Genomic DNA, 24,258 nt, shown 5'->3' with positions numbered 1-24,258 from the left:
CTTTCTCGACCCGGACATTGTGGCAGTGACTGCCAACTCGGCGCCAGCTGACGGACCGCTAGCATGGGACGCCGAGGAGGCCCGATGACCACGACGCTGCGCGACCGCCGTCGCCGCCAGACCCAGCAGGACATCTCCACGGCCGCGCTGGCGCTGTTCGAGGAGCGCGGGGTCGCCGGCTGCACGGCCGACGACATCGCCGCCGCGGCCGGCGTCTCCTCGCGCACCTTCTTCCGCTACGCCGTGACGAAGGAGCGCGCCGCCCTGCTCGCCCACGTCGAGATCGAGGACGCCTTCGAGGCCGGGGTGGCGGCACTGCGACCGACCGAGCCCCTCCTCCCCCAGCTCGAGGCGCTGTGGATCGAGGTCATGCGCCTCCACGAGAACGGGCGGAGCCCCGCGGGCCGACAGTTCCGCACCCTCCACCGGCTGCTGCGCGCCGAGCCGTCCCTGCGTGCGGCCGCGGTCGCGGTCGACGACGAGCGCCGGGCGGGGTTCACCGCGGTGCTCGCGGAGATCACGGGCGCCGCCCCGTCGGACCCGACCCCCCGGGTGCTCGTCGAGGTCACCGCCGCCGTCGCGCGGGCCGCCTTCGACCGGTGGGCCGAGGCGATGGACGACCCCGCGACGTACGGCGAGCCCGACCTCGTGACGCTCTACGAGGAGGCGGTCACCGCGTTCCGGACGATGACGGCACGCTGACCCAGGCGGCGCCGGGCTCGTCCCGCGTCGCCTCGTGCTCGTCGGGCAGGTCGAGGACCTGGGCGAGCGTCGGGTCCAGCTCGACGAGCCGGCCCAGCACGGCGGCGCGCACCTCGGAGCCCCAGTCGTGACCGCCCTCGCCGCACACGAACGACCAGCCGCCGTCCTCGCGGAACACGTAGCGCGCCGGCCGCTCGGCCCGCTGCACGTGCAGGCAGACGTGGGCCACGGTGTCGTGGGGCAGGCCGGGGGCCACCTCCCGCTCGTACGGCGCGAGCTCGACCCGCGGCAGGCTCGCCACGTCGGGCACCGGGCTCAGCACGCTGCCGGGCACGGGCGGGCCGTAGCGCTCCGACGTCTCCCACGGCCAGTGCCGGTCGCCGTCCATGAGGTGCACCTGCGTGACCGCGACGGGCGCCGGCCAGCCCTGGGCGCGCGCCACCGTGTCGGCCATCGTCACGTGCTCCGCGGCCACCACCGGCGGCACGGGGGCGGCCACCGCGTCGTACCGGCCCGTCGCGTCGGCCGCGAAGACCACCGGGGTGTCGAGGCGGACCTGCTGGTCGCGCACGCGGAAGGCGAGGTCGTTGAGGAGGGCGTAGGCGGTCTCCTGGCTCTCCATGACCACGAGGAGCTCGGGGTGTCCTGGGTGCCCCGGGTGTCCCAGGCCGGCGAGCCCGACGGTGTAGGCAAAGGACGGCCCGTCCTCACCGCCCGCGACCGCGATGATCGCGTGGCCGTGCATCCGCGCCTGGCCGGCGAGCTCCGCGACCAGCTCGTCCCCGTCGATGCCGCTGCCGAGTTGGTCCATGCGGGCCATCCTCGGCCATCGGGCGGCGTGGTCCAGCATCGTGCACCAGCGATTTCGCGATATCGGCCTCGCCCGAACGTGGCGCGCCCTAGGCTCCCCGCCATGACCACCTCCGACGTCCCCGCCGCGCGCGCCACGCGCCGTACCCTCGTGCGCACCGCCGCGTGGGCCGTGCCCGCGGTGAGCGTCGTCGCCGCCGCTCCTGCGTTCGCCGTGTCGGGGGGGACGAGCCGGTTCGTCGTGCAGCAGACGCGGTACCTCGTCGTCGGCGAACCGGTGCCGGCCGAGTACCGCCTGGACGTGACCATCACGGGAGCACCGATCGCCGACGCGCGGATCGTCTGGACGCCGCGCACGCCGACGAGCCAGACCATCGGCCTGTTGTCCTCGAACCTGACGCACGTCTCCGGTGACTACTTCAGCGAGCCGACCATGTTCATCGTGAGCGGCACCTCGTTCTGGTTCACCGACGGTCTCGCCGACAGCGCCGACGGCTCGTGCACGCTGCAGCTCCTCGACGGCACGACGCTCCTGGAGACGCTCGTCGTCACCTACGACTCGTCGCTCGCACCCCAGCCCTACCCGGGAGTCTGACCCTGCGCCGCCCGGTGCGACAGCACCGCGGCGAGGAGGCCCGCGGCGAGCGGGATGAGCAGGGCGACGCGGAGGCTCGCGACGTCCGACAGCGCCCCGACGGCCGGTGACGTGACGAGGAAGCCGATCCGCATGAGCCAGCCGAGCAGCGCGATGCCGGTGCCTGCGGGCAGGCCGGGCACGCGGTCGGCGGCGGCGAAGGCCGCCGGCACGAGGGTCGCGCTGCCGAAGCCCATGAGGGCGAAGCCGAGGAAGGCGACCGGGTACGGCGCAGGCAGCATCGCCAGCGCCATCCCGGCCGCGATGAGCAGCCCCCCGCTGCGGGCGACCGCCTCGCGGCCCCACCGGTCGGTCATCGGGTCGCCGACGAGCCGGCCCACGAACTGGCTGACGAGCACCACGGTGAGCGCGAGGGCGGCGGTGCCGACGGGGGCGCCGGCCTCGGTGCCGAGGTAGAGCACCGCCCAGTTGTTGGAGACGTCCTCGACGAGCGTGCCGCAGATCGCGAGGACGACGAGCGGCAGCACGAGCCGCAGCGCCGTCCACCGGCCGGCCGCGGGCGCGGGGGTCTCGGCGAGCGCGTCGGCGATCGGAGCGGCGGCAGGCGGGAGGACGGCGAGCCAGGAACCGAGCACCGCGACGAGCGTCCAGACGATGCCGTTGACGATCATCTGGGTGCCGATCGCGACGTCCTGGGCCGCGGCGAACGCGCCGATCACGCCGCCCGTCGCCGCGCCGAGGCTCCAGATGGCGTGGAGGGAGTTGATGATCGACCGGCCCGCCCACCGCTCGACGGCGACGCCCTGCACGTTCTGCGCCGCGTCGACCACGGCGTCGACGATGCCGCCGAGCGCCAGGGCCGCCACGAGCACGAGCACGCTCGGGTGGAAGCCCGCCACCGCCATCGCCGCCGCGAGCACGCCCGACCCGACGGCCGTCACCGTCGGGGCCCCGAAGCGACGGACCACGGGGGCCGCCATCGCGGCGGCGGCCACCGCACCCGCCGGGAACGCGACCACGACGAGGCCGAACGCCGTGTTGGACAGGTCGAGCGCGGCCTTGATCTCGGGGTAGCGCGGCAGCAGCGCGCTGTAGAGCACCCCGTTGGTGAAGAACATGAGGGCGACGCCCCGACGGGCGCGGCCGGGCGTCGCGGCAGGCACCGGTCGAACCTAGGTCATGACCACCAGCTCCTGCGTCGCGCGGGTCGTGGCGCCGTACCGGACGCCGCGCGGCGGGGGCGGCGTGAGGGGTCGCGGAGCCTCAGACCGTGGCGTGGAGCGGGGCCTGGCTCCAGGTGGTCGCGAGCTCGAGACCGCTGCGGCGGAAGAGCTGCGACACCGGGCAGCGGCGGTCCGTCTCCGACTCCAGGCGTGCGAACTCCTCGGGGCTGGCGTCGGACTCGATGGTGGCCGTCACGGTGACCCGGTCGAAGTTGGCGTTGCCGTCGGCGCCGCCCACGAGCACGGCGGTGTCGAGGTCGCCCTGCACCTCGAACTCGAAGCGGCCCAGGGTGATGCCGAGGTCCTTCGCCACCAGCTGGGCGGTGACCTGGTTGCAGGACGTCAGCGCGCCGAGGGCGTAGAACAACGGGCTGGGCGCCGCGTCCTGCCCGCCGAACGCCGGGTAGGCGTCGGTCTCGAAACGGTGCTGCGAGCCGGGGACGTGCAGCTGCTGGGCGACGCCGGTGCCCTCGCCGCGCACGACGAACGGGACGACGGTCTCCTTGGGGCGAATGCTCACGGGGGATCTCCTTGTGGTCAAAGACGACTGGGTTACTCGATATAGAGAAGCACGGGGGTGGTCGGCCGGTGGGGCGTCTCGCCAGGTGGGCGGTCGGGCCGCCGTGACGGGTTTACCGTTGCCGTCGTGACGGACACGCCGGCCGACCTGCCGACAGGGGTACGCCGCGTGCTCGCCGCCACCGACGCGTGGACCGCACGAGATGCCGCCGAGGACCTCCTCGGGCTGGGCGAGCCGGGCGACCCCGCCTACGAGGTCTGGAACGACCTCATCGACATCTACGAGCACGGGGAGGTGTCGACGCAGGCTGCGTGGTCGGTGCTGCGTGCCGCCTGCGCCCAGTGGCTCGTCCTCGACGAGGCCGGTCGGCGGGCCTTCGAGCACCGGACCCTGGGCCGTGACCTCGACGACCTGCTGGCCGAGCAGGGACACCACCGAGGCCCGCAACCCGACCGGGCCGTGACCACCCCCTGGCGTGGGCGGTGGGACGAGGTGAGCCGTCACGTGTCGGGCGTCGAGGTGACGGGGTCGGCGTACATGGCGGCGGTGGGGGTGCTGCGGGTCCTGGCTGACGAGCCCATCCAGGGCGTGCTGAGCGTCGCCGCCCGCGAGGACGAGCTCACGACCCTCGCCCGGCGGTGGCGAGCCTCGCCCGCCGACCGCGAGGAGGTGGGCCGGGCGCTCCTCGAGCTCCTCCGCTCCCTCGGTCCCACCACCGTGCCTCCTCTCCTCGACGAGGAGGCGTGCGCATCGGTGACGACGACGCTCCGGCGCGCGGGATATCGTGGGGAGCTGCGAGCCCTCTTCCCACCACAGGGAGAAGAGCTGGTCGTGGTGCTGCCACCGGACGCCCTCGCCGAGCTCGACACGGACGCTCTCGAGAGGGACCTCGGGACGACAGTGGGACGCCGTGCTCGACTCCTTGCCCCGGACGACCGCCGGACCGTCCGTCTCGGCTGGGCCCCGCACCGTCAGTCGGTCGCGGGCAGCTCGTCCCCGTAGCGCCACGCACGCGCCCAGCCCGCCCCGACGAGCGCGACCGTGGCGGTGGCCGCGGCGTACAGGACGCCGGCGGCGACCAGCAGCTGCCGCGTACGACGCCGGCGGAGCGCACTGCGCTCCTCGGGGGTCGGGCGGACCTCGGCGCCGCGCTCGGCCAGGACGGCGAGGACGTGGGTGGCGGTGCGGTGGTTGGAGCGCGCGGCGTAGGCACACGAGAGAGCGACGGCGAGGGCGACGGGTGCGACCAGGGGCTCTCCCGCGATGACGGCGGCAACGCCACCGAGCGTGGCGAAGACCGCCATCACGAGGAGCATGACGAGGTACCAGCTCCGCCGGTGGGCCACCGTCTCGGCCCAGGCGTCACCGGGCGCCAGGGCGAGGAGACGTTCGCGACCGGCCTCGCCCTGGTAGCGGCGGTCCTGGCGGGCCGAGCTCAGCGGCAGGACGATCCAGACGACGGCCTGCAGCAGGATGGGCGTCACGCGGGTTCCTCGTGCATCGCCACCGTCTACCCCGGCCGGCGGGCCACGAACCTAGTCGATGCGCTTCACGGTCGCGCGGTGGTGGCGGGCGAGCTCGACGTAGGACCGCGCGTTCCGCTCCAGGATCCCCGCCGCCGTGCTGCCGGGCTCGATCGGACCGACGACCTTCGCGGGGGCGCCCTTCACGAGGCTGCCGTCGGGCACCTGGGTACCGGGCGTCACGAGCGAGCCGGCCGCGACGAGCACGCCGGAGCCGATGACAGCGCCGTCGAGCACGGTCGAGCCGTTGCCGATGAGGGTCCCGTCGCCGACCTCGAGGCAGTGGACGATGCAGCCGTGCGCGACGGTGCTCCCGGACCCGATCGTGAGGTGGCTCCCGGAGACGAGGTGCAGCACCGACCCGTCCTGCACGTTCGAGCCCTCGCCGATGGTGATGGTGCCGACGTCGCCACGGACGACCGCGCCGTACCAGACGCTCGCCCCCGCACCGAGGCGTACGTCGCCGACGATCGTCGCGGTCTCCGCGACCCACGCGTCGGGGTGGATGGTCGGGGCGACGCCGTCGAGCTCGAAGAGAGGCATTCGGTCAGCCTAGGCCGCGGCCGGCGCGCCACCGGCGCAGGACGTCGAGCCCGATCACGAACACCAGCACGAAAGCCGTCGTGACGAGGATCCGCGGGACCCACCCGGCTGCCGCGACCCCGCCGAACATCCCCAGCACCACGACCGGGCCCAGGACACAGCCGGCGGCGAGCCAGCGCTCGTCGGCGGGCCGCGACATCTCCTCGACGTACCGCCGCTCGCGCCGGCTCAGCCCGCGGTGCTCCCCCTCCACCCCGGAACCGTACGACGCGGCTCCCGTCCGGTGCCCACGTTCAGAACAGGATGATCCAGCTTCCTACGGACGCGCTCAGCAGGGCGACGCCCGCGATGCCGCATGCCGCTCCCGTGGCGACGTGGCGGATCCACCCGGTCGGACTGACGCAGGCGACGACCAGCACGGCCGCCGCCGCGATCGCGAACCCGACGAAGACCGCACCCGGACCCGCCACAGACTGGCCGAGAGCGGCGACCATGACGACCATCCCGTAGGCGCCCACCAGCACACCGGCGAGGCTGGACGGGCCGAACCAGCTCATGCCTGGCCACCGCCGAGCAGTACCCCGAGTGCAGAGAGAGGTCCGATCACGAACGGCACGCTGATGACCGCGCCACAACCGGTCGCCAGACCGACGCCGACCGACCGCACGGTGCCCCGCCGCGCCGACAGCAGCGACAGACCGAGCGCCAAGGACCCGCCGATGAGCACGAGGGCGGCCCCGTAGGCACTGACGAACGACAAGGCCCACCAGGCAACGAGGACGGCGGTCGGGGTCGCGGCCATGGTCGCCGTAGCAACGGGCCAGCGGATCGGTTCGCGCATTCCGCCTCCTTTGAACACGTTCAAAACTCTGTCTCGACCGTAGCGCAACAGGCGCTGGCGCGGTGGCCGAACCTGGGGAAACACGCTGGCGACCTGGGCCGGGGCGGCGTAGAATCGCACACATGTTCGACCACCTTCCGCCTCGTGAGCTGCTGGACGCAGCCGCTGAGGCGGTGCGCGCCCGCCGCCTGGCGGAGGTGCGTGACTTGGAGGTGATCGCGGCGTGGGCTGCGGTGCACTCGGGTGAGCCGGTCGGTCCCGTGCGGCGGAGGAACCCGCTCATCAGCGTGGGTGGGGAGGGTACGCCGCGGGTGCAGGACCACGCGCTCGGTGAGATTGCCCTGGCCCGTAGCTCGGGTGTGGTGGCGACGATCAACGCCCTCGCGGACGTGCTGGACCTGCAGCACCGTCTGCCGTTGACGTGGGCGGTGGTGCGGCAGGGGACCGCGGAGGTGTACGTCGCGCGGAAGGTCGCCCGGATGTCCCGTCATCTGCCGCGTGCGGTGGTCGGAGTCGTCGACTCCGCGGTGGCGCGGATGATCGCCACCGAGGCACCCGGGCGGGTGCTGACCGTGGCCGAGGGCAAGGTCATCGAGGCCGACCCCGCCCTGCACGAGGAGCGGGTGGAGGAGGAGAAGCGCCGCCGCTACGTCGGCCTCGGCCGCACCGACGAGTACGGACTCCGCACGTTGATCGCCCGCCTGGATGCTGGGGATGCGGCGTGGGTGCAGGCCACCGTCACCCGCGTCGCAGAGATCATCACCCCCGGCCACCCGGACGCGACCGCGGACGAGGTCCGCGCCATCGCACTCGGCTACCTCGCGCGACCCGCCGAGCTCCTCGCCCTCCTCGTCGAGCACGAGGCGGCTGAGTCGACCGCTTCGAAGGAACCTCCGCCGGTCACCGACGACGAACCCCTCGAGCCGTCACGCGCGACCGCACTGCCCGCCGCCGTGCTCGACAAGCTCCACCGCACCGACCTGACCAAGCTGCGCCCCAAGGCGGTCCTCTACGTCCACCTCCACGAAGCCACCCTCCTCAGCATGAAGGGCGTCGCCCGCGTCGAAGAACTGGGCCCCCGCACCCTCGGCGCCCTCCAACAGCTCCTCGCATCAACGAAGGTCACGGTGAAACCGGTCATCGACCTCGCCGACGCGGTCCGCACCACCGCCTACGAACACCCCGAAGCCATCAAAGAACGCGTCCACCTCACCACCAGCGGCGACTACTGGCCCTACGCCACCTCCACCAGCCGCAACGCCGACTACGACCACCCCACCCCGTTCGACCACGACCCCGAGAGATCCCCCGAAGCACAACAACCAGCCCAGACCGGCACCCACAACTCCGGCCTCCTGCAACGCCGCCACCACCGCTGGAAGACCCACGCCGGCTACCAAGCCCGCCAACGCGCGCCGGGCCACTACGTCTGGCTCACCCCCCACGGTCTCGGCTTCACCACCGACCCGACCGGCACCCACCCCTGCTCCGAGAACGAGGCGCGGCTGATGCTGGCGTTCGCGCGCCGCTACGACGGATGACGCGCGACGTCGTCGCGGAGGATCCCGGGCCACCGGCCGACCTCGGCCGGCGTGCTGGCGACCTCCAGGACCGCGCCCGGGACCAGCGACGCCAGCGTCTCGGCCGTGGACAGCGGGTGGGCGGGGTCCTCGGTCCAGGCGAGCACCGTGGTGGGCAGTCGGAGGCGGGCGATCGCCGTACGGTCGGGGAGGTCGCACAGCGCCGCGCCGCGGAACAGCGCCGGCAGGAGCGCCTCCTGCACGTCGGGCACGGTCTCGGGAGCCTCGACGGTGGCGGGTGGCCGCGGCGCCGCGCGCCCGGCCTCGACGAACGCCGCCATGCCCTGCTCCTCGACGACGACGGCGGCGCGGCGGTAGTCCTCGGCCTTCGCCACCCGCGACTCCCACGCGGTGGGCGGCACGAGCAGGGTGAGTCCGTCGAAGCGGTCGGGCTCGCGCACGGCGGCGTGCAGCAGGGTCGCGCACCCCATCGACGGGCCGACGCCGTGGATGCGCTCGCCGGGGAACCAGTGGTCGAGCAGCCGGAGGAGATCGTCGGCGAGCACCGTCCAGCGGTAGTCCTCGGGCACGGCGCGACCGGTGGAGCGTCCGTGGCCGCGGGCGTCGTACCGGAGCAACCGCGTGCCGCTCAACCCCCGCCCCAGGTCGAGGTCGAGCAGGCGGTCACGGTGGCGGCTGGAGGTGAGGCCGTGGAGCTGCACGACGGGGTGACCCCCTTCGTCGCTCAGCTCCACGTCGAGCTCGGCCCCGGGGACGGCGAACGTCGGCACGGCTGCTCCTGGGGTGGGCGGGTCCGCCTAGGGTACGGCCATGCGGCTGACCAACGTGGCGCACCTGCGACTCCCGTTCGGCCGCCTGTGGGGGTACGACGTCACCGTCGGCGAGCGCGGCGCCGCACTCCCCGTCTCGTTCGACCAGGGGCGCCACGTCGGCGCCGGCGACCGGGCGGGCAGCTGGATGGCGCTGTCGTTCCGCCTGCGGGGGCCCGTGGAGCGCGAGCGGCTCGCCGCGGCCTGGATGACGGTGGTCGCCCGCCACGGCACCCTCCGCTCGGCCTTCACCCCCGGGCCCGGGCCGGGTGACGCACCGGAGCTCCACGACGTCGCCCTCGCCCCCGGCGCCTGGGTCGAGCACGAGATCGGTCCCGGGCAGGCCGTCAACGACGCGCTGCGCGAGGTGCTCGACGCAGCGTGCTCGCCCTACCGGGCGCCGTCCCACCGGCTCTGCGTGCTCGAGACCGCCGACGGTCCGACCGTGGTCATCGGGGCCGACCACGCCCACGTGGACATGTGGTCGATGCTGGTCATCGTCCGCGACCTGCTCGGGGCACTGAACCCGGGCGAGGCGAGAGGTGAGATCGGCAGCGGCACCGAGCGCCCCACCGTCCCCGCCTTCGCCGAGCACACGCGGGCCCTCGAGGACCGGCCGGCCGCGCCCGACGACGTACGCGACCGGTGGGCCGAGATCCTCGCCGCCTGCGGCGACGTGATGCCCTGCTTCCCCCTCCCCCTCGGGGACGTCGCGTCGGAGCACCCGGAGCGGGTCGAGGTGCGCGACGTGCTCGACGTCGACGACACGGCCGCGATCGGCGCGCGCGCCCGCGAGCTCGGCGTGTCCACGCTGGCCCTCGTGGTGGCGGCCATGACGGAGGTGACCCGCGACCTCGCGGGCGAGCCCCTCCGGGCCGTCTTCCCGGTGCACAGCCGCACGCCCACCCCGGAGAGCGGCGCGACCTGGCACGACTCCGTCGGCTGGTTCATCACCAACGCGGTGATCGAGTCCCCCGACCCGGATCCCCGGGCGTGCGCGGCCGCCGTCAAGGAGGCGGTACGGCTCGGGTCGTGGCCCCTCGCCGACGTGCTGGCCCCCTGGGGCGGCATGCCGGCCGCACCCGGGATGTTCGCCATCTCCTGGCTCGACCTCCGCCGCCTCCCCGTGCGGGTGGACTCCGTGGGCCTGGAGGCGCAGTACGTCGGCGCCGCGATCCGCACCGACGGCGTCATGCTCTGGTTCGTCCTCGACGACTCCGGCCTCCACCTGCGGTGCCGCTACCCCGACACCCACGAGGCCCGCCGCAACGTCGGCGGCTGGCTCGACGCGCTGGTCGCGCGGCTCCGCAGTCGGTGATGCACACTCCTGGTCAGACGGCCGCTGACGCCCTATGCGCCGCGAACCGCTGGAGGGAGAGCACGAAATTCGCCGCGCCGATCACCACGAGCAGGATTGCGAGCGCGGCCCACAGGTGCTCCCATCTGTCGTTGGCGGCGGAGGCCTGAGCCCGAGCGACCTCGCCCAACGCGTTGGTCGCATTCGCGACGGTGTGCTCCGTGTCCGCGGCGGTGTTCTGGATCCCCGTGTAGGCGTCGCCGCCGTAGAACTCGTACGACGACGTACTGGCGACGTCCTGGTAGCCCGACGCCCGGCCCCCGGGCGCCTCCTCGACGACCCACTTGGCGGCCAGCAACGAACCCACCAGCAGAACTGCGGCGAGAGCGAGTGAGATCGCGCTGAGGATCCCGCCCGAACGTCGACGGTTCGACGCCTTGAAGGATGCGGGTGGAAGCGCTGGGGGCACGTACGGCGGCGGCCCACTCGGTACGTCGATGCCAGTCATGATGCAGTCCTTCGTTCGTCGGAAGGCCCGGGACTCCGCAAGCTGCCAGCACGTGCGAACAGCCCAGCGACCATGGTCCCCCGGTCCGCTCGAAGGATCGGCACCGGAGACCGCCGGTCAAGGAAAGTCGGCCGGGTCGAGCATTGGGCGCACCGACCGGGCCGTCCATCCCGCCGTTGCGCCCGTTGCCCGGCACGTCCCCACCGTCGGAACGGACGTGAAATGCAACGAGGCCGGCTCCGAAGGAGCCGGCCTCGTCGTGCTGCGCGCCCGTAGGGATTCGAACCCCAAACCTTCTGATCCGTAGTCAGATGCTCTATCCGTTGAGCTACGGGCGCCCGTCGCTCGCCTGAACGAGCAACCCGGAAACCATAGCCGACGCCGCGCGCCAGACGAAATCCGCTTCCCCGGACCGGCGCACCGCCCCGGCCTTGTGAGGCCGTGAGCGAAAAGTGACGCGAGCGTGAAACACGCACCCCGGTCGGCGTAACACGCGCGACCCAGGCTCCTTCCCGTGACCACCATCGCTCCCCCGCCCGTGACGGGCACCCCCACGAGCACCAAGCGCCGCACGCGACGTTGGATCGACGACTGGCGCCCCGAGGACGAGCAGTTCTGGGCCACGACGGGCCAGCCCGTCGCCCGCCGCAACCTCCTCTGGTCCATCTTCGCGGAGCACCTGGGCTTCTCGGTGTGGCTGATCTGGAGCGTGAGCTCGGCCTACCTGGTGGCGATGGGCTTCGCGTTCTCCCCGCAGCAGCTGTTCCTGCTGGTCGCGATCCCCAACCTGGTGGGCTCGCTGCTGCGCATCCCCTACACCTTCGCGGTCGGGCTGTTCGGCGGCCGCAACTGGACGATCGTCTCGGCGGCGCTCCTGCTCGTCCCGACGCTCGGCTTCGCCGCGGCGGTCACGAACGAGGGCACGCCGTACTGGGTCTTCTGCGTCATCGCCGCCACCGCCGGCTTCGGCGGCGGCAACTTCGCCAGCTCGATGGCCAACATCAACTACTTCTACCCGACCGCGAAGAAGGGCGCCGCGCTCGGCCTCAACGCCGCGGGCGGCAACCTCGGCGTCGCGCTCATCCAGCTGCTGCTGCCCGTCGTCGTCGGCGGTGCCGGCATCTTCGGCCTGGTGACGGCGTCCGAGGGCGGCATCCACCTGGAGCGTGCCGCGCTCCTCTACGCGGGCCTCGCCGTCGCGGCCACCGTCGCCGCCTGGCTGTGGATGGACAACCTGGGCACGGCGGTCGCCAAGCCCCGCGAGCAGCTGCGGGTCGTCAAGGAGCCGCACACCTGGATCATGTCGGTGCTCTACATCGGCACGTTCGGCTCGTTCATCGGCTACTCGGCCGCGATGCCGCTGCTCATCAAGCTCAACTTCTGGGTCCCGGAGCCCGCGCCGCTCGGCACCGGCATCTACTTCGCCTACTACGCCTTCCTCGGCGCCGGCGTCGGCTCCGTCGCGCGGCCCGTGGGTGGCTGGCTCGCCGACCGGTACGGCGGCGCGAAGGTCACGCTGGCCGCCTTCGCCGGGCTCGCCGCGAGCACGCTGGCGGTGCTCTGGACCGTCTTCCAGCTCACGCCCAACCCGACCGCCGACCCGGCGATCGCGACGGAGAACGAGAGCCTCTTCCCGCTGTTCCTCGGCTTCTTCCTGCTCGTCTTCGCCTGCACCGGCATCGGCAACGGCTCGACCTACAAGATGATCCCGGCGATCTGGCGCCGCCGGGCCGAGGCCTCCACGCCCGCCGGCACCCCCGAGCGCACCGGTGCCCTGGCCGCCGCCGGCAAGCAGGCCTCCGCCGCGCTCGGCGTCATCGGCGCCGTCGGCGCGATCGGCGGCTTCCTCATCCCGCTCGCCTTCAGCGCACCGTGGGTCGCCGACCCACTGTCCGCCACCAAGGGCGCGTTCATGGTCTTCGCGGCCTACTACGTGCTCTGCGCCGCCGTGACCTACGGCGTCTACCTCCGCCGTGGCCGCACCGCCGCGCACGTCTGATCCACCCCCGTCCCCGACCCCGCCCCGACAGAACCGGAGTCCCCGTTGACCACCACCCACTGCCCCTACTGCTCCCTGCAGTGCGGCATGACGCTCCGCCGGGAGGGCCGCGCCCTCACGGTCGGGCCGTGGGCGGAGTTCCCGGTCAACGAGGGCGCCCTGTGCCGGAAGGGGTGGACGAGCGCCGGCCTGCGCGGCCACCGCGAGCGCCTGACCACGCCGCTCGTGCGGGACCGCGCGGCCGACGGCTCGCGCGGCGAGCTGCGGGCCGCCACCTGGGACGAGGCCCTCGACCTCGTCGCCTCCGAGCTCTCCCGGGTCCGCACCGAGCACGGCGCCGACGGCGTCGCCGTGTTCGGTGCGGGGGGACTCACCAACGAGAAGGCCTACGCGCTGGGCAAGTTCGCCCGCGTCGCGCTGGGCACGAGCCAGATCGACTACAACGGCCGCTGGTGCATGAGCTCCGCCGCCTCGGCGGGCCTCCGGGCGCTGGGGCTCGACCGCGGCCTGCCCTTCCCCCTGGCCGACGTCGAGAAGGCCGACGTGCTCGTGCTCGCCGGCTCCAACCTGGCCGAGACCGCTCCTCCGGCGGCCCGCCACCTCGACCGTTTGCGCGCCCGGGGCGGGCAGGTCGTCGTGGTCGATCCGCGGCGTACGCCGACCGCGGAGCGGTCCGACCTCCACCTCGCCCCGGTGCCGGGCACCGACCTCGCGCTCGCCCTCGGCGTCCTCCACCTCGTGGTGGCGGCCGGCGCGGTGGACGAGGCGTACGTCGCGGCCCGCACCACCGGCTTCGACGAGGTCCGTCGGTCGGTCGCGACCTGGTGGCCCGAGCAGGTCGAGCGCGTCACCGGCATCGCCGCCGCCGAGGTGCGGGCCCTCGCCGACCTGCTCATCGGCACCGCCCGGGCCGGCGGGCGCGTCCTCGTGCTGACCGCCCGCGGCGTCGAGCAGCACAGCCAGGGCTCCGACACCGTGCTGGCCTGGATCAACGTCGCGCTCGCGCTCGGCATGCCGGGACGCGAAGGCGCCGGCTACGGCTGCCTCACCGGCCAGGGCAACGGCCAGGGCGGCCGCGAGCACGGCCAGAAGGCCGACCAGCTGCCCGGCTACCGCTCCATCGAGGACCCCGCGGCGCGGGCGCACGTCGCGGCGGTGTGGGGCGTCGACCCCGCGAGCCTGCCGGGCAAGGGCCGCTCCGCCTACGAGCTGCTGGATGCGCTCGGCCGGCCCGCCACCGACGACCAGCCCGCCGGTCCGCGCGCGATGCTCGTCCTGGGCTCCAACATCGTCGTCTCCGCCCCCAACGCGCTCCACGTGACCGAGCGGCTGCGCAGCCTCGACCTCCTCGTCGTCGCCGACCTCGTGCTGTCGGAGACCGCGGCCCTCGCCGACGTCGTGCTGCCCGTGACCCAGTGGGCGGAGGAGACGGGCACGATGACCAACCTCGAGGGACGCGTCGTGCTGCGGCAGCGGGCGATCACGCCGCCCGCGGGCGTGCGCACCGACCTCGAGGTCATCGCCGCGCTGGCCGAGCGGCTCGACGCGCCCAGCACCTTCCCCGCCGACCCCGAGGAGGTCTTCGCCGAGCTCGGCCGGGCCTCCGCGGGCGGGCCGGCGGACTACGCGGGCATCACCTACGACCGCATCCGCGCCGAGCACGGCGTCTTCTGGCCCTGCCCCGCGCCGTACGCCGACGGCACCCCCCACCCCGGCACCCCGCGGCTCTTCGCCGACCGCTTCGGGCACCCGGACGGCCGCGCGCGGTTCCTCGTCACGACGTTCCGCGGCGCCGCCGAGCAGCCCTGCGACGACTTCCCCCTGCACCTGACGACGGGGCGGGTGCTGGGGCAGTACCAGTCCGGCGCCCAGACGCGCCGCGTCAAGGACCTCCCCGACACGGGCCCGTACGTCGAGCTCCACCCCCTCCTGGCCCGCCGCCTCGGCACGACCGACGGCGAGGTGCTGACCGTGCGCACCCGCCGCGGGGCCATGCGCGCCCCGGCGCGCGTGGTCGAGACGATCCGACCCGACACCGTCTTCGTGCCCTTCCACTGGGTCGGCGCCAACCGGCTCACCAACGACGCCCTCGACCCGGCGAGCCGCATGCCGGAGTTCAAGGTCTGCGCGGCGGCGGTGACCGCATGAGCGAGCAGCACGTGGTGGTCGTCGGCCACGGCATGGCCGCCGTGCGCCTCGTCGAGACGCTCGTCGCCGGCGGCTGGGTCGAGCGCGGGAACACGCTGACCGTGCTCGGTGACGAGACCGGCCCGGCCTACAACCGCATCCTGCTCTCCGCCGTGCTCGAGGGCGTCCACGACGAGCGGGCGATCACGCTCCGCGACGAGGACTGGTACGCCGCGGCCGGCGTCACCCTGCGCACCGGCGCCCGCGTCGCGGAGATCGACCGCGAGGGCCGCGAGGTCGTGCTCGTCGACCGCAGCCGGGTCGCCTACGACCGGCTCGTGCTCGCCACCGGCAGCATCCCGACGCTGCCCCCGGTGCGCGGGCTGGTGCGCCCCGACGGCTCGCTGCACCCGACGGTGCACGCCTTCCGCTCGGCGGGCGACCTCCGCGGTCTGCTCGCCGCGCTCGACGACCCGTCGCGGCCGGTGCGCCGCGCGGTCGTCGTCGGCGGCGGCCTCCTCGGGCTCCAGGTCGCCCGCGCGCTCGGCGCCCGCGCCGGGCGCCGCGCCGTCGTCACCGAGGTCGTCGAGGGCGCCGACCACGTGCTGTCGCGCCAGCTCGACCGGGCCGGGGCGAGCATCCTGGCCCGCGACCTCGCCCGCCTCGGCACGACCGTCTACACCGGCGCCCGCGCCACGCGGCTCGTCCCGAGCCCGATGCCCGAGCACGCCGTGGGCGTCCGCCTCGACAACGGCCACGTGCTCGCCACCGACCTCGTGGTGCTGACCGCCGGCGGCCGGCCCGCCACCGCGCTCGCCCGCGGGGCCGGCCTCGAGGTGCGCCGCGGCATCGTCGTCGACGATCACCTCACGACCACCGACCCGTCCGTCCACGCCATCGGCGACTGCGCCCAGCACGCGGGCCGGGTCTCCGGCTTCGTCGGCCCCGCCTGGGACCAGGCGGTCTGCCTGGCCGGGCACCTCCTCGACGAGACGGGCGCCGGGACGGGCGCCGCGCCGTACCCCGGCATCCGCGAGGTCGCCCGCCTCCGCGCCACGGGTCTCGACGTGGCCGTGCTCGGCGACCCGGAGGCGGCGGCCGCGGCCGGCGGCGAGGTCGTCGCCGTCACCAACCCCGTCACCCGCTCCCACCGCAAGCTCGTCGTGCGCGACGGCCGCATCGTCGCCGCCGCCCTCGTGGGCGACCTGGCGCGGGTGGGGCTGCTGACGCAGTACGTCGAGCGCGGCACCGTGCTCGGCCCCCACGAGCCCGGCGACCTCCTCCTGCCGGAGCGGCGCACCAGCGCCTCCGGCCCCGCCGACCTGCCCGACACCGCCGAGGTCTGCGCCTGCGCCGGTGTCAGCGCGGGCGCACTGCGCGCCTGCCGCTCCCTCGACGAGGCACGGGAGACCACCCGCGCCACCACCGGCTGCGGCGGCTGCTCCGACGCCGTCCGCGCCCTGCTCGCCACCCGCACGCCCGCACTCACCGGAGGAACCCCATGAGCCCCACCACCGACGGCCGCCGTCCCCGCATCGTCGTGGTCGGCCACGGCATGGTCGGCCACCGGTTCGTCGCCGCCGCCGTGGAGCGCGGCCTCACCGCGACCCACGACGTCGTGGTGATCGGCGAGGAGCCGCGGGCGGCCTACGACCGCGTGGCCCTCACCTCGTTCTTCGAGGTCGGCGCCGAGGCGCTCTCCCTGCTGCCCGGCGGCGCGTACGACGACCCCCGCGTCTCGCTCCGCCTCACCACCGCGGTGGTCGGCGTCGACCGCGACGCCCGCACGGTGACGACGGCGGAGGGCGAGACGATCGCCTACGACGAGCTGGTGCTCGCCACGGGTGCCGCCCCGTTCGTGCCCCCGATCCCGGGCAAGGACCTCGACGGCTGCTTCGTCTACCGCACCATCGAGGACCTCGAGGCGATCCGCGAGGCCGCCGCGCCCGGCCCCGACGGCACGCCCCGGCGCGGCGTCGTCATCGGCGGCGGCCTGCTCGGCCTCGAGGCGGCCAACGCGCTCCACCAGCTGGGCGTCGAGGCACACGTCGTCGAGATGGCCCCGCGGCTCATGCCCGTGCAGCTCGACGAGACCGGCGGCGCCACCCTCGTGCGCCACATCGAGAAGCTGGGCCTCACCGTGCACTGCGGCGTCGCCTCCACCGAGGTGCTCGACGACGGCACCGGCCGGGTCGCGGGCCTCGGCCTGCGCGACGCCGAGCCGATCGCCGCGGACATCGTCGTGTTCTCCGCGGGCATCCGGCCCCGCGACGCGCTCGCCCGCGACGCCGCCCTCGAGGTCGCCCCGCGCGGGGGCGTGCTCGTCGACGAGCGGCTGCGCTCCGTGACCGACCCGCACGTGTGGGCGATCGGCGAGTGCGCCGCCCCGGCGGGTGTCATGTACGGCCTCGTCGCCCCCGGCTACGCCATGGCCGAGATCGTCGTCGACGCCCTGCTCGGCGGCACCGCGGGCGCCTTCACCGGCGCCGACATGTCCACCAAGCTCAAGCTGCTCGGCGTCGACGTCGCGTCCTTCGGCGACGCGTTCGCCACCACGCCCGACGCCCTCGAGCTGGTCTTCTCCGACGCGGTCGCGGGGCTCTACAAGAAGCTCGTCGTCGGTCCAGCTCCGGACGCCCCCGACTCCTGGGTGCTGCTCGGCGGGATCCTCGTGGGCGACGCCTCGGCGTACGGGCTCCTGCGCCCCATGGTGGCCAGCGGGATGCTCCTGCCCGAGAACCCCGAGGAGCTCATCCTCCCCGAGTCGCGCGGTGCGCTGCAGCTGGGCCTGCCCGACGAGGCCGTCGTGTGCTCCTGCAACAACGTCACGAAGCGCGACCTGCTCGACGCGGTCGACGTCGAGGGCGAGCACCGGTGCGAGGACCTCGGGTCGACCAAGGCGTGCACCGGCGCGGGCACCACCTGCGGCTCGTGCGTGCCGACGGTGAAGGGCATCATCGAGGACTACTTCACGGCCGTCGGCAAGACCGTCGACCGGAGCCTCTGCGAGCACTTCGCCCTCACCCGCCAGGAGCTCTTCGACATCGTGGCCGTGCACGGCTACCGCTCCTTCACCGAGGTCGTCGAGGGCCACGGCACCGGCCGCGGCTGCGACATCTGCCGCCCGACCATCGCCTCGATCCTCGCCAGCCAGCTCAACGGGCACGTGCTCGAGGGCGAGACCGGCGCGCTCCAGGACACCAACGACGCCTACCTCGCCAACATCCAGAAGAACGGCACCTACTCGGTCGTCCCGCGCATCCCCGGCGGCGAGATCACGCCCGACAAGCTCATCGTCATCGGCGAGGTGGCGCGCGACTTCGGGCTCTACACGAAGATCACCGGCGGCCAGCGGATCGACCTCTTCGGGGCCCGGATGGAGCAGCTGCCGGCCATCTGGACGCGCCTCGTGGACGCCGGCTTCGAGTCGGGGCACGCCTACGGCAAGTCGCTGCGCACCGTGAAGTCGTGCGTCGGGTCGACGTGGTGCCGCTACGGCGTGCAGGACTCGGTGCAGCTCGCCATCGACCTGGAGCTCCGCTACCGCGGCCTCCGCAGTCCCCACAAGCTGAAGGGCGGCGTCTCCGGCTGTGCCCGCGAGTGCGCGGAGGCCCGCAGCAAGGACTTCGGCGTGATCGCCACCGAGAAGGGCTGGAACCTGTACGTCGCGGGCAACGGCGGCGCCACACCGCGCCACGCCGAGCTGCTCGTGGGCGACGTCGACACCGCGACGCTCGTGCGCTACCTCGACCGGTTCCTCATGTACTACATCCGCACCGCCGACCGCCTCCAGCGCACGGCGCCGTGGGTGGAGTCGCTCGACGGCGGCCTGGAGCGCGTGCGGGAGGTCGTCGTGGACGACGCCCTCGGCCTCGGCAGCGAGCTCGAGGCCGCGATGGCCCGCCACGTGGACTCCTACTTCGACGAGTGGAAGGCGACGCTGGACGACCCGGCGAAGCTCTCCCGGTTCGTGTCCTTCGTCAACGCCCCCGACGTGCCGGACCCCGCGATCAGCTTCACCACCGAGCGCGGCCAGGTGCGTCCGGCGGACCCGGACGCCCCCGCCGCCCCCGTCGAGCTCGGCACGACCATCCCGGTAGGAGCCCCCCGATGACCCCCACCACCACGACCGGGTGGACCCCCGTCTGCACCGTCGACCAGCTCCCCCGCGAGCGCGGGGTCGCCGCGCTGGTCGACGGCCGCGCGGTCGCCCTGTTCCGCACGTACGACGACGCGTGGTTCGCCCTCGACAACCGGTGCCCGTTCGCCAACGCCTCGGTGCTGGCCCGTGGCATCGTGGGCACGCGCGGCGACGTACCCTTCGTCGCCTCGCCCATGCTCAAGCAGCCGTTCGGCCTGCGGGACGGCGTGTGCCTCGACGACCCGACCGTGCGGGTCACGACGTACGCCGTGCGCGTGACCGACGGCGTCGTGCACGTCGGTCCCGCGAACCAGGAGGTCCCATGACGCACGGCCCCCTGTCGGGCTTCACCATCGGCGTGACCGCGGCCCGCAAGGTCGAGGAGCAGGTCGCGCTGCTGGAGCGCCGGGGTGCCGCGACCGTGTGGGCGCCCGCGCTGGCGCTCGACCCCCGCCGGGTGGACGACGCGACCCTGCGGGCCGTCACCGAGGAGGTGCTGGCGCGGCCGGTCGACCTGTTCCTCGCGACGACGGGCATCGGGATGAAGGCCTGGTTCGACGCCGCCGAGTCGTGGGGCCTGCTCGACGACCTCGTCGCCCACCTCGGCCGCGCCGAGATCCTCGCCCGCGGACCGAAGTCGGTCGGGGCGCTGCGCCGGCGCGGTCTCCGCGAGCTGTGGTCGCCCGAGTCGGAGCGGTTCGACGACGTGCTGGCCCACCTCCGCGGGCGGGACCTGACCGACGCCCACATCGTCGTGCAGGAGCACGGCCAGTCGCTGTCGATGGTCGCCCACGCCCTGCGGCGGCTCGGTGCCGTCGTCACGTCGGTGGCGGTCTACCGCGTCGAGGCCGCCGAGGACCCGACCCCGATGTTCGGCCTCATCGACCACATCGCCGACCGCAGCGTCGACGCCGTCACCTTCACCTCCGCGCCGGCCGTCGCCGCCCTCATGGAGGCCGCCGCCTCCGTCGGGCGCCGCGACGAGGTCGTCGCCGCGTTCCAGGCCGACGTGCTCGCCGCCAGCGTCGGGCCGGTCACCACCGCCGCCTTCGAGCTGTGGGGCGTGCCGACGGTCGAGCCCGACCGCGCGCGCCTCGCGGCGATGGTCAAGATGCTCGAGACCGAGCTGCCGCTGCGCTCGGAGGGCCTCGCGCTCGAGGCGGGCGGCCACCTGCTGCGCCTCGTGGGCGACACGGTGCTCGTCGACGGGGTCGAGGCGCCGCTCACGCCCGCGCCGCTGGCCGTGCTCCACGCGTTGGCCGAGAACCCGGGGGCGGTCGTCCCGCGCCGTACGCTGCTCGCCGCGCTGCCCCGCGGCGCCGACGGCTCCGACCACGCCGTCGACATGGCGGTGGCCCGGCTCCGGGCCGCCGTCGGCACCAAGGTCGTGCAGACCGTCGTCAAGCGGGGCTACCGCCTCGCGGTGGAGTCCTGAGGAGATGCCCGTGCTGCCCCACCTCCTGCCCCACCTCCTGCCCCGGCTGGTCACCGTCGCCCACGGCACCCGTGACGGCTCGGGCAGCCCCGTCGCCCGCGAGCTGACCCGGGCGGCGGGCGAGCTGGTCGGTGTGCCGGCGACGGCGTCGTACGTCGAGCTCGCCGACCCGCTCCTGACCGAGGTGCTGGCCGCGGCCGACCGTCCGGTCGTGGTCGTGCCGCTGCTCCTGTCCGCCGGCCTCCACGTGGACTCCGACGTGCCCGAGGCGGTCGCCGCGGCCCCGGTGCCGGCGGCCCTGACGGCCGCGCTGGGGCCCTCGCCGCTGCTGGCCGACGCGATGTGCGCCCGCTTGCGGGACGCCGGCGCGCGGCCGGGCCAGCCGGTGACGATGGTCGCCGCGGGGTCACGCCGTCCCGGTTCCCTCGACGACCTCGCCACCACCGCGCGCATGCTCGGCCTCCTGTGGGGCGCCCCCGTGCGGGTCGCCACCCTCTCGGGGCTCGGCGACCGCCCCGCGGACGTGGTGCGCCCGGGCGACGCCGTGGCGCCGTACCTCCTCGCCCCCGGCTTCTTCGCCCGGCGCTGCACGGAGGAGGCCCGCGCCGCGGGCGCCACCGTCGTCGCCGACGTGCTCGGTGCGCACCCCTGCGTCGTCGAGCTCGTCGCCCACCGCGCCCAGGTGGGTCTCGCGCTCGCCCGCCGGGCCGCTCGGGCGGCCTGACCTAGGCTCGACCCATGACGGGGTGGGTCGTGCTGCTGGTCCTGGTCGCTCTCGCCGCTGCGGCGGGGGTGGTCGTCGTGCGGCGCCGACGGGCCGAGCGCCTCGCCGCCGCCGACGCCCTGCGCCGCGTGACGGCGGTCGCCGAGGAGGACGTCACGCGCTTCGGCGAGGAGCTGCAGGAGCTGCACGTCGAGACCCTGGTGACGGACCTCGACGCACCGATGCGCCAGGACTACCAGCGGGCGCTCGACGCCTACGAGGCGGCGAAGGACCTGCTCCGCGACGTGCAGCAGCCCGCCGACGTCAAGGGCGTCACCCGGTCCCTGGAGGACGGGCGGCACGCCATGGCGTGCGTGCTGGCCCGCCAGGCGGACGAGCCGCTGCCGCAGCGCCTGTCGCCCTGCTTCTTCAACCCCGCCCACGGACCCTCGACCACGGAGGTGGCCTGGGCACCGCCCGGCGGGATCGAGCGCGACGTGCCCGTCTGCCGCGCCGACGCCGAGCGGCTCGCCGCGGGCGCCGACCCCGACACGCGCATGGTGCGCCGCGACGGCGCGATGGTGCCCTGGTACGACGGCGGGGCGGCCTACCGGCCCTACGTGAGCGGCTACTACGGCAACGCCGCCGCGCAGGGCCTCTTCCCCGCCGTGTTCCTCGGGGCGGTCCTGGCCGGTCCCGCGCTCGGGACGGCGGGCCACGACCTCGAGGGCGGAGGCTACGACGGGAGCGGCTTCGACGGCGGCGGGTTCGACGGTGGAGGGTTCGGACGGGGGCTTCTGAGCGCCGCGCCGATCGAGCGCTCGCGCTGGCCCGATCGGGTGAAGTGCCAGGTCAGAAGTGGTGCAGGTCACGTCTACGACGCCGTGTCGTGGGTTCGACCCACGCTTAGACCGATCCAATGGTGAACCCGTCAGGGCCCGTCTAGCCTCACCTCAACCCGGGCTCGCCACGAGCCCGGCATCGCCGTCGACGACGCCGCGCGATCAAGCACTCCGACCACACCGTCGACACGCTCGACGGCCGGCGGGGCCCTGCCGAGGCGGGTCACGTCGGAAGCGCGAGAGGTAACCATGACCGCCACCGCCACCGCCCCCGAGTCCACGGACTCCACGCCGCCCACCACGCACGCCGGGATCCTCGCCTGGGTCGAGGAGGTCGCCGAGCTCACGCAGCCCGCGCGCATCCACTGGGTGACCGGCTCCGACGAGGAGTGGACGGAGCTGACCGACGCGCTCGTCGGGACGGGCACCTTCACCCGCCTCAACCCCGAGCTCAAGCCGAACTCCTTCTACGGCGCCTCCGACCCGATCGACGTGGCGCGGGTCGAGGACCGCACCTACATCTGCTCCGTCGACGAGCGCGACGCCGGCCCCACCAACAACTGGATGGCGCCGGAGGAGATGAAGGAGCTCATGCGTGGGCTCTACGCGGGCTGCATGCGCGGGCGCACGATGTACGTCATCCCCTTCGTCATGGGACACCTCGAGGCCGAGCAGCCGATGTTCGGCGTCGAGATCACCGACTCCGCCTACGTCACGGTCTCCATGCGCGTCATGGCCCGCCTCGGCACCAACGTGCTCCGCCGCATCGAGGAGCTCGACGCGTCCGGCGCGGAGGTCAAGTGGGTGCCCGCGCTGCACTCCGTCGGCCACCCGCTCGCCGAGGGCGAGGCGGACGTCGCCTGGCCGTGCAACGAGACCAAGTACATCGTGCAGTTCCCCGAGGAGCGCGCGATCTGGTCCTTCGGCTCGGGCTACGGCGGCAACGCCCTGCTCGGCAAGAAGTGCTACGCCCTGCGCATCGCGAGCGTCATCGCCCGCGACGAGGGCTGGCTCGCCGAGCACATGCTCATCCTCAAGCTCACGAGCCCGCAGGGCGTCGTGAAGTACGTCGCGGCCGCATTCCCCAGCGCCTGTGGCAAGACCAACCTCGCCATGCTCAAGCCCACCATCCCGGGCTGGAAGGTCGAGACGCTCGGCGACGACATCGCCTGGATGCGCATCGGCCCCGACGGGCGCCTGTGGGCCGTGAACCCGGAGTACGGCTTCTTCGGCGTCGCCCCCGGCACCAACGAGCACACCAACCCGCACGCGATGGCCACCATCAACAAGGGCAACTCGCTCTTCACGAACGTCGCGCTCACCGAGGACGGCGACGTCTGGTGGGAGGGCCTCGAGAACCCGCCGGCGCGGGCGACCGACTGGAAGGGCAACCCCTGGACGCCCGAGAGCGACGAGCTCTCCAGCCACCCCAACTCGCGCTACTGCACCCCGATCAAGCAGTGCGACATCCTCGCGGCCGAGTACGACGACCCGCGTGGCGTGCCGATCGACGCGATCCTCTTCGGCGGTCGCCGCAAGACGACCATCCCGCTCGTGTTCGAGGCCCGTGACTGGACCCACGGCACGTTCCTCGGCGCGACCCTGTCGAGCGAGACCACGGCCGCCGCGATCGGCGCGGTCGGCGTCGTGCGTCGCGACCCGATGGCGATGCTGCCGTTCATCGGCTACAACGCGGGCGACTACTTCGGCCACTGGATCAACATCGGCAAGGACAACGACGCCGCCAAGCTGCCGAAGATCTTCTACGTCAACTGGTTCCGCCGCGACGACGAGGGCGGCTTCCTGTGGCCCGGGTTCGGCGAGAACAGCCGGGTGCTGAAGTGGATCGTCGAGCGCATCGACGGCCAGGCCGCCGCCGTCGAGACCCCGATCGGTCACGTGCCGGCCGAGGGCTCGTTCGACATCGACGGTCTCGACCTGACGCCCGAGGCGCTCGCCGCCGCGCTCGCGGTCGACGTCGACGAGTGGAAGGCCGAGATCCCGCAGATCACCGAGTGGTTCGAGAAGTTCGGCGACGACCTGCCGTCCGTGCTCTGGACCGAGCTCGACGGCCTCAAGGCGCGCCTCGGTCTCTGACC

The 24,258-nt window shown here is 73.9% G+C and carries 24 protein-coding genes and 1 tRNA gene; 14 read left to right on the top strand and 11 right to left on the bottom strand.

The window, feature by feature from the left end; all coding sequences use genetic code 11:
- Positions 1-84: 84 nt before the first annotated feature.
- Entirely contained in the window at positions 85-702 is a 618-nt protein-coding gene (locus tag QE405_RS18280; protein ID WP_307203489.1) for a TetR family transcriptional regulator, read from the top strand.
- On the opposite strand, the gene QE405_RS18275 is transcribed toward QE405_RS18280, so the two are convergent.
- Positions 671-1,513, bottom strand: a complete 843-nt coding sequence (locus QE405_RS18275) for a DUF4262 domain-containing protein (RefSeq protein ID WP_307203485.1) — start codon at positions 1,511-1,513, stop codon at positions 671-673. The two genes, QE405_RS18280 and QE405_RS18275, sit on opposite strands and share 32 nt — an antisense overlap.
- A 102-nt stretch (positions 1,514-1,615) precedes the next feature.
- Here QE405_RS18275 and QE405_RS18270 point away from each other — a divergent pair, with 102 nt between their 5' ends.
- Positions 1,616-2,107 carry a hypothetical protein gene (locus tag QE405_RS18270; protein ID WP_307203484.1) on the top strand — a complete coding sequence of 164 codons (492 nt, stop codon included), beginning with the start codon at positions 1,616-1,618 and terminating at the stop codon, positions 2,105-2,107.
- On the opposite strand, the gene QE405_RS18265 is transcribed toward QE405_RS18270, so the two are convergent.
- On the bottom strand, positions 2,092-3,270 hold the full coding sequence (locus tag QE405_RS18265; RefSeq protein ID WP_307203480.1) for an MFS transporter: 1,179 nt from the start codon (positions 3,268-3,270) through the stop codon (positions 2,092-2,094). The two genes, QE405_RS18270 and QE405_RS18265, sit on opposite strands and share 16 nt — an antisense overlap.
- Positions 3,271-3,370: 100 nt before the next feature.
- The gene (locus QE405_RS18260; RefSeq protein WP_307203474.1) at positions 3,371-3,850 is read right to left on the bottom strand and encodes an OsmC family protein; all 480 of its coding nucleotides are present in this window, start codon (positions 3,848-3,850) and stop codon (positions 3,371-3,373) included.
- Positions 3,851-3,976: 126 nt separating this feature from the next.
- Between QE405_RS18260 and QE405_RS18255 the strand changes: the two genes are divergently transcribed.
- Positions 3,977-4,852 carry a hypothetical protein gene (locus QE405_RS18255; RefSeq protein ID WP_307203467.1) on the top strand — a complete coding sequence of 292 codons (876 nt, stop codon included), beginning with the start codon at positions 3,977-3,979 and terminating at the stop codon, positions 4,850-4,852.
- On the opposite strand, the gene QE405_RS18250 is transcribed toward QE405_RS18255, so the two are convergent.
- Genes QE405_RS18250 through QE405_RS18230 form a run of 5 tightly spaced genes read right to left on the bottom strand, consistent with a single transcriptional unit; the run spans position 4,822 to position 6,757 of the window.
- Positions 4,822-5,334, bottom strand: a complete 513-nt coding sequence (locus tag QE405_RS18250; protein WP_307203461.1) for a hypothetical protein — start codon at positions 5,332-5,334, stop codon at positions 4,822-4,824. The two genes, QE405_RS18255 and QE405_RS18250, sit on opposite strands and share 31 nt — an antisense overlap.
- 51 nt (positions 5,335-5,385) lie before the next feature.
- Positions 5,386-5,916, bottom strand: coding sequence for a gamma carbonic anhydrase family protein (locus QE405_RS18245; protein WP_307203454.1), 531 nt, complete (start codon positions 5,914-5,916; stop codon positions 5,386-5,388).
- Positions 5,917-5,920: 4 nt separating this feature from the next.
- Positions 5,921-6,169 (bottom strand): hypothetical protein, encoded by a 249-nt coding sequence (locus tag QE405_RS18240; RefSeq protein WP_307203440.1) that lies wholly within the window; start codon positions 6,167-6,169, stop codon positions 5,921-5,923.
- A 40-nt stretch (positions 6,170-6,209) separates the two neighbouring features.
- Entirely contained in the window at positions 6,210-6,473 is a 264-nt protein-coding gene (locus QE405_RS18235) for a hypothetical protein (RefSeq protein ID WP_307203433.1), read from the bottom strand.
- The gene (locus QE405_RS18230) at positions 6,470-6,757 is read right to left on the bottom strand and encodes a hypothetical protein (protein WP_307203428.1); all 288 of its coding nucleotides are present in this window, start codon (positions 6,755-6,757) and stop codon (positions 6,470-6,472) included. The genes QE405_RS18235 and QE405_RS18230 overlap by 4 nt, the downstream gene beginning before the upstream one ends.
- 122 nt (positions 6,758-6,879) lie before the next feature.
- Here QE405_RS18230 and QE405_RS18225 point away from each other — a divergent pair, with 122 nt between their 5' ends.
- Positions 6,880-8,298: a hypothetical protein gene (locus tag QE405_RS18225; RefSeq protein ID WP_307203423.1), complete on the top strand. Its 1,419-nt coding sequence runs from the start codon at positions 6,880-6,882 to the stop codon at positions 8,296-8,298.
- On the opposite strand, the gene QE405_RS18220 is transcribed toward QE405_RS18225, so the two are convergent.
- Positions 8,286-9,068: an alpha/beta fold hydrolase gene (locus tag QE405_RS18220; RefSeq protein WP_307203417.1), complete on the bottom strand. Its 783-nt coding sequence runs from the start codon at positions 9,066-9,068 to the stop codon at positions 8,286-8,288. The two genes, QE405_RS18225 and QE405_RS18220, sit on opposite strands and share 13 nt — an antisense overlap.
- A gap of 40 nt (positions 9,069-9,108) precedes the next feature.
- On the opposite strand from QE405_RS18220, the gene QE405_RS18215 reads away from it, so the two are divergent.
- Positions 9,109-10,425, top strand: coding sequence for a peptide synthetase (locus tag QE405_RS18215; protein ID WP_307203410.1), 1,317 nt, complete (start codon positions 9,109-9,111; stop codon positions 10,423-10,425).
- 13 nt (positions 10,426-10,438) lie between these two features.
- Here QE405_RS18215 and QE405_RS18210 read toward each other — a convergent pair whose 3' ends face one another.
- Both QE405_RS18210 and QE405_RS18205 read right to left on the bottom strand, forming a co-directional pair.
- Positions 10,439-10,912 carry a hypothetical protein gene (locus QE405_RS18210; protein WP_307203403.1) on the bottom strand — a complete coding sequence of 158 codons (474 nt, stop codon included), beginning with the start codon at positions 10,910-10,912 and terminating at the stop codon, positions 10,439-10,441.
- A gap of 265 nt (positions 10,913-11,177) precedes the next feature.
- Positions 11,178-11,250 (bottom strand) — tRNA-Arg (locus tag QE405_RS18205).
- Positions 11,251-11,426: 176 nt separating this feature from the next.
- Between QE405_RS18205 and QE405_RS18200 the strand changes: the two genes are divergently transcribed.
- The 9 genes from QE405_RS18200 to QE405_RS18160 all read left to right on the top strand — a co-directional run bounded on the left by QE405_RS18200 (position 11,427) and on the right by QE405_RS18160 (position 24,256).
- On the top strand, positions 11,427-12,911 hold the full coding sequence (locus tag QE405_RS18200) for an MFS transporter (RefSeq protein ID WP_307203396.1): 1,485 nt from the start codon (positions 11,427-11,429) through the stop codon (positions 12,909-12,911).
- Positions 12,912-12,956: 45 nt separating this feature from the next.
- Positions 12,957-15,059, top strand: a complete 2,103-nt coding sequence (locus tag QE405_RS18195; RefSeq protein ID WP_307203390.1) for a molybdopterin oxidoreductase family protein — start codon at positions 12,957-12,959, stop codon at positions 15,057-15,059.
- Positions 15,056-16,543: an FAD-dependent oxidoreductase gene (locus QE405_RS18190; RefSeq protein WP_307203384.1), complete on the top strand. Its 1,488-nt coding sequence runs from the start codon at positions 15,056-15,058 to the stop codon at positions 16,541-16,543. The genes QE405_RS18195 and QE405_RS18190 overlap by 4 nt, the downstream gene beginning before the upstream one ends.
- Positions 16,540-19,152, top strand: coding sequence for a nitrite reductase large subunit NirB (nirB, locus tag QE405_RS18185; RefSeq protein WP_307203377.1), 2,613 nt, complete (start codon positions 16,540-16,542; stop codon positions 19,150-19,152). Before QE405_RS18190 ends, nirB begins: the two co-directional genes overlap by 4 nt.
- The gene (gene nirD, locus QE405_RS18180; protein ID WP_307203370.1) at positions 19,149-19,505 is read left to right on the top strand and encodes a nitrite reductase small subunit NirD; all 357 of its coding nucleotides are present in this window, start codon (positions 19,149-19,151) and stop codon (positions 19,503-19,505) included. The genes nirB and nirD overlap by 4 nt, the downstream gene beginning before the upstream one ends.
- On the top strand, positions 19,502-20,614 hold the full coding sequence (locus QE405_RS18175; RefSeq protein WP_307203363.1) for a uroporphyrinogen-III synthase: 1,113 nt from the start codon (positions 19,502-19,504) through the stop codon (positions 20,612-20,614). The genes nirD and QE405_RS18175 overlap by 4 nt, the downstream gene beginning before the upstream one ends.
- A 10-nt stretch (positions 20,615-20,624) precedes the next feature.
- A complete protein-coding gene (locus QE405_RS18170; protein ID WP_307203358.1) occupies positions 20,625-21,338 on the top strand; it encodes a sirohydrochlorin chelatase in 714 nt (237 codons plus the stop codon).
- Positions 21,339-21,352: 14 nt separating this feature from the next.
- A complete protein-coding gene (locus QE405_RS18165) occupies positions 21,353-22,243 on the top strand; it encodes a hypothetical protein (protein WP_307203352.1) in 891 nt (296 codons plus the stop codon).
- A gap of 165 nt (positions 22,244-22,408) precedes the next feature.
- A complete protein-coding gene (locus tag QE405_RS18160) occupies positions 22,409-24,256 on the top strand; it encodes a phosphoenolpyruvate carboxykinase (GTP) (protein ID WP_307203345.1) in 1,848 nt (615 codons plus the stop codon).
- Positions 24,257-24,258 lie beyond the last annotated feature (2 nt).

It is taken from the genome of Nocardioides zeae (assembly GCF_030818655.1).
GTDB lineage: Bacteria > Actinomycetota > Actinomycetes > Propionibacteriales > Nocardioidaceae > Nocardioides > Nocardioides zeae_A.
Note: the sequence above shows the minus strand (reverse complement) of the source record. Positions and strands in the feature narration are given on the sequence as shown.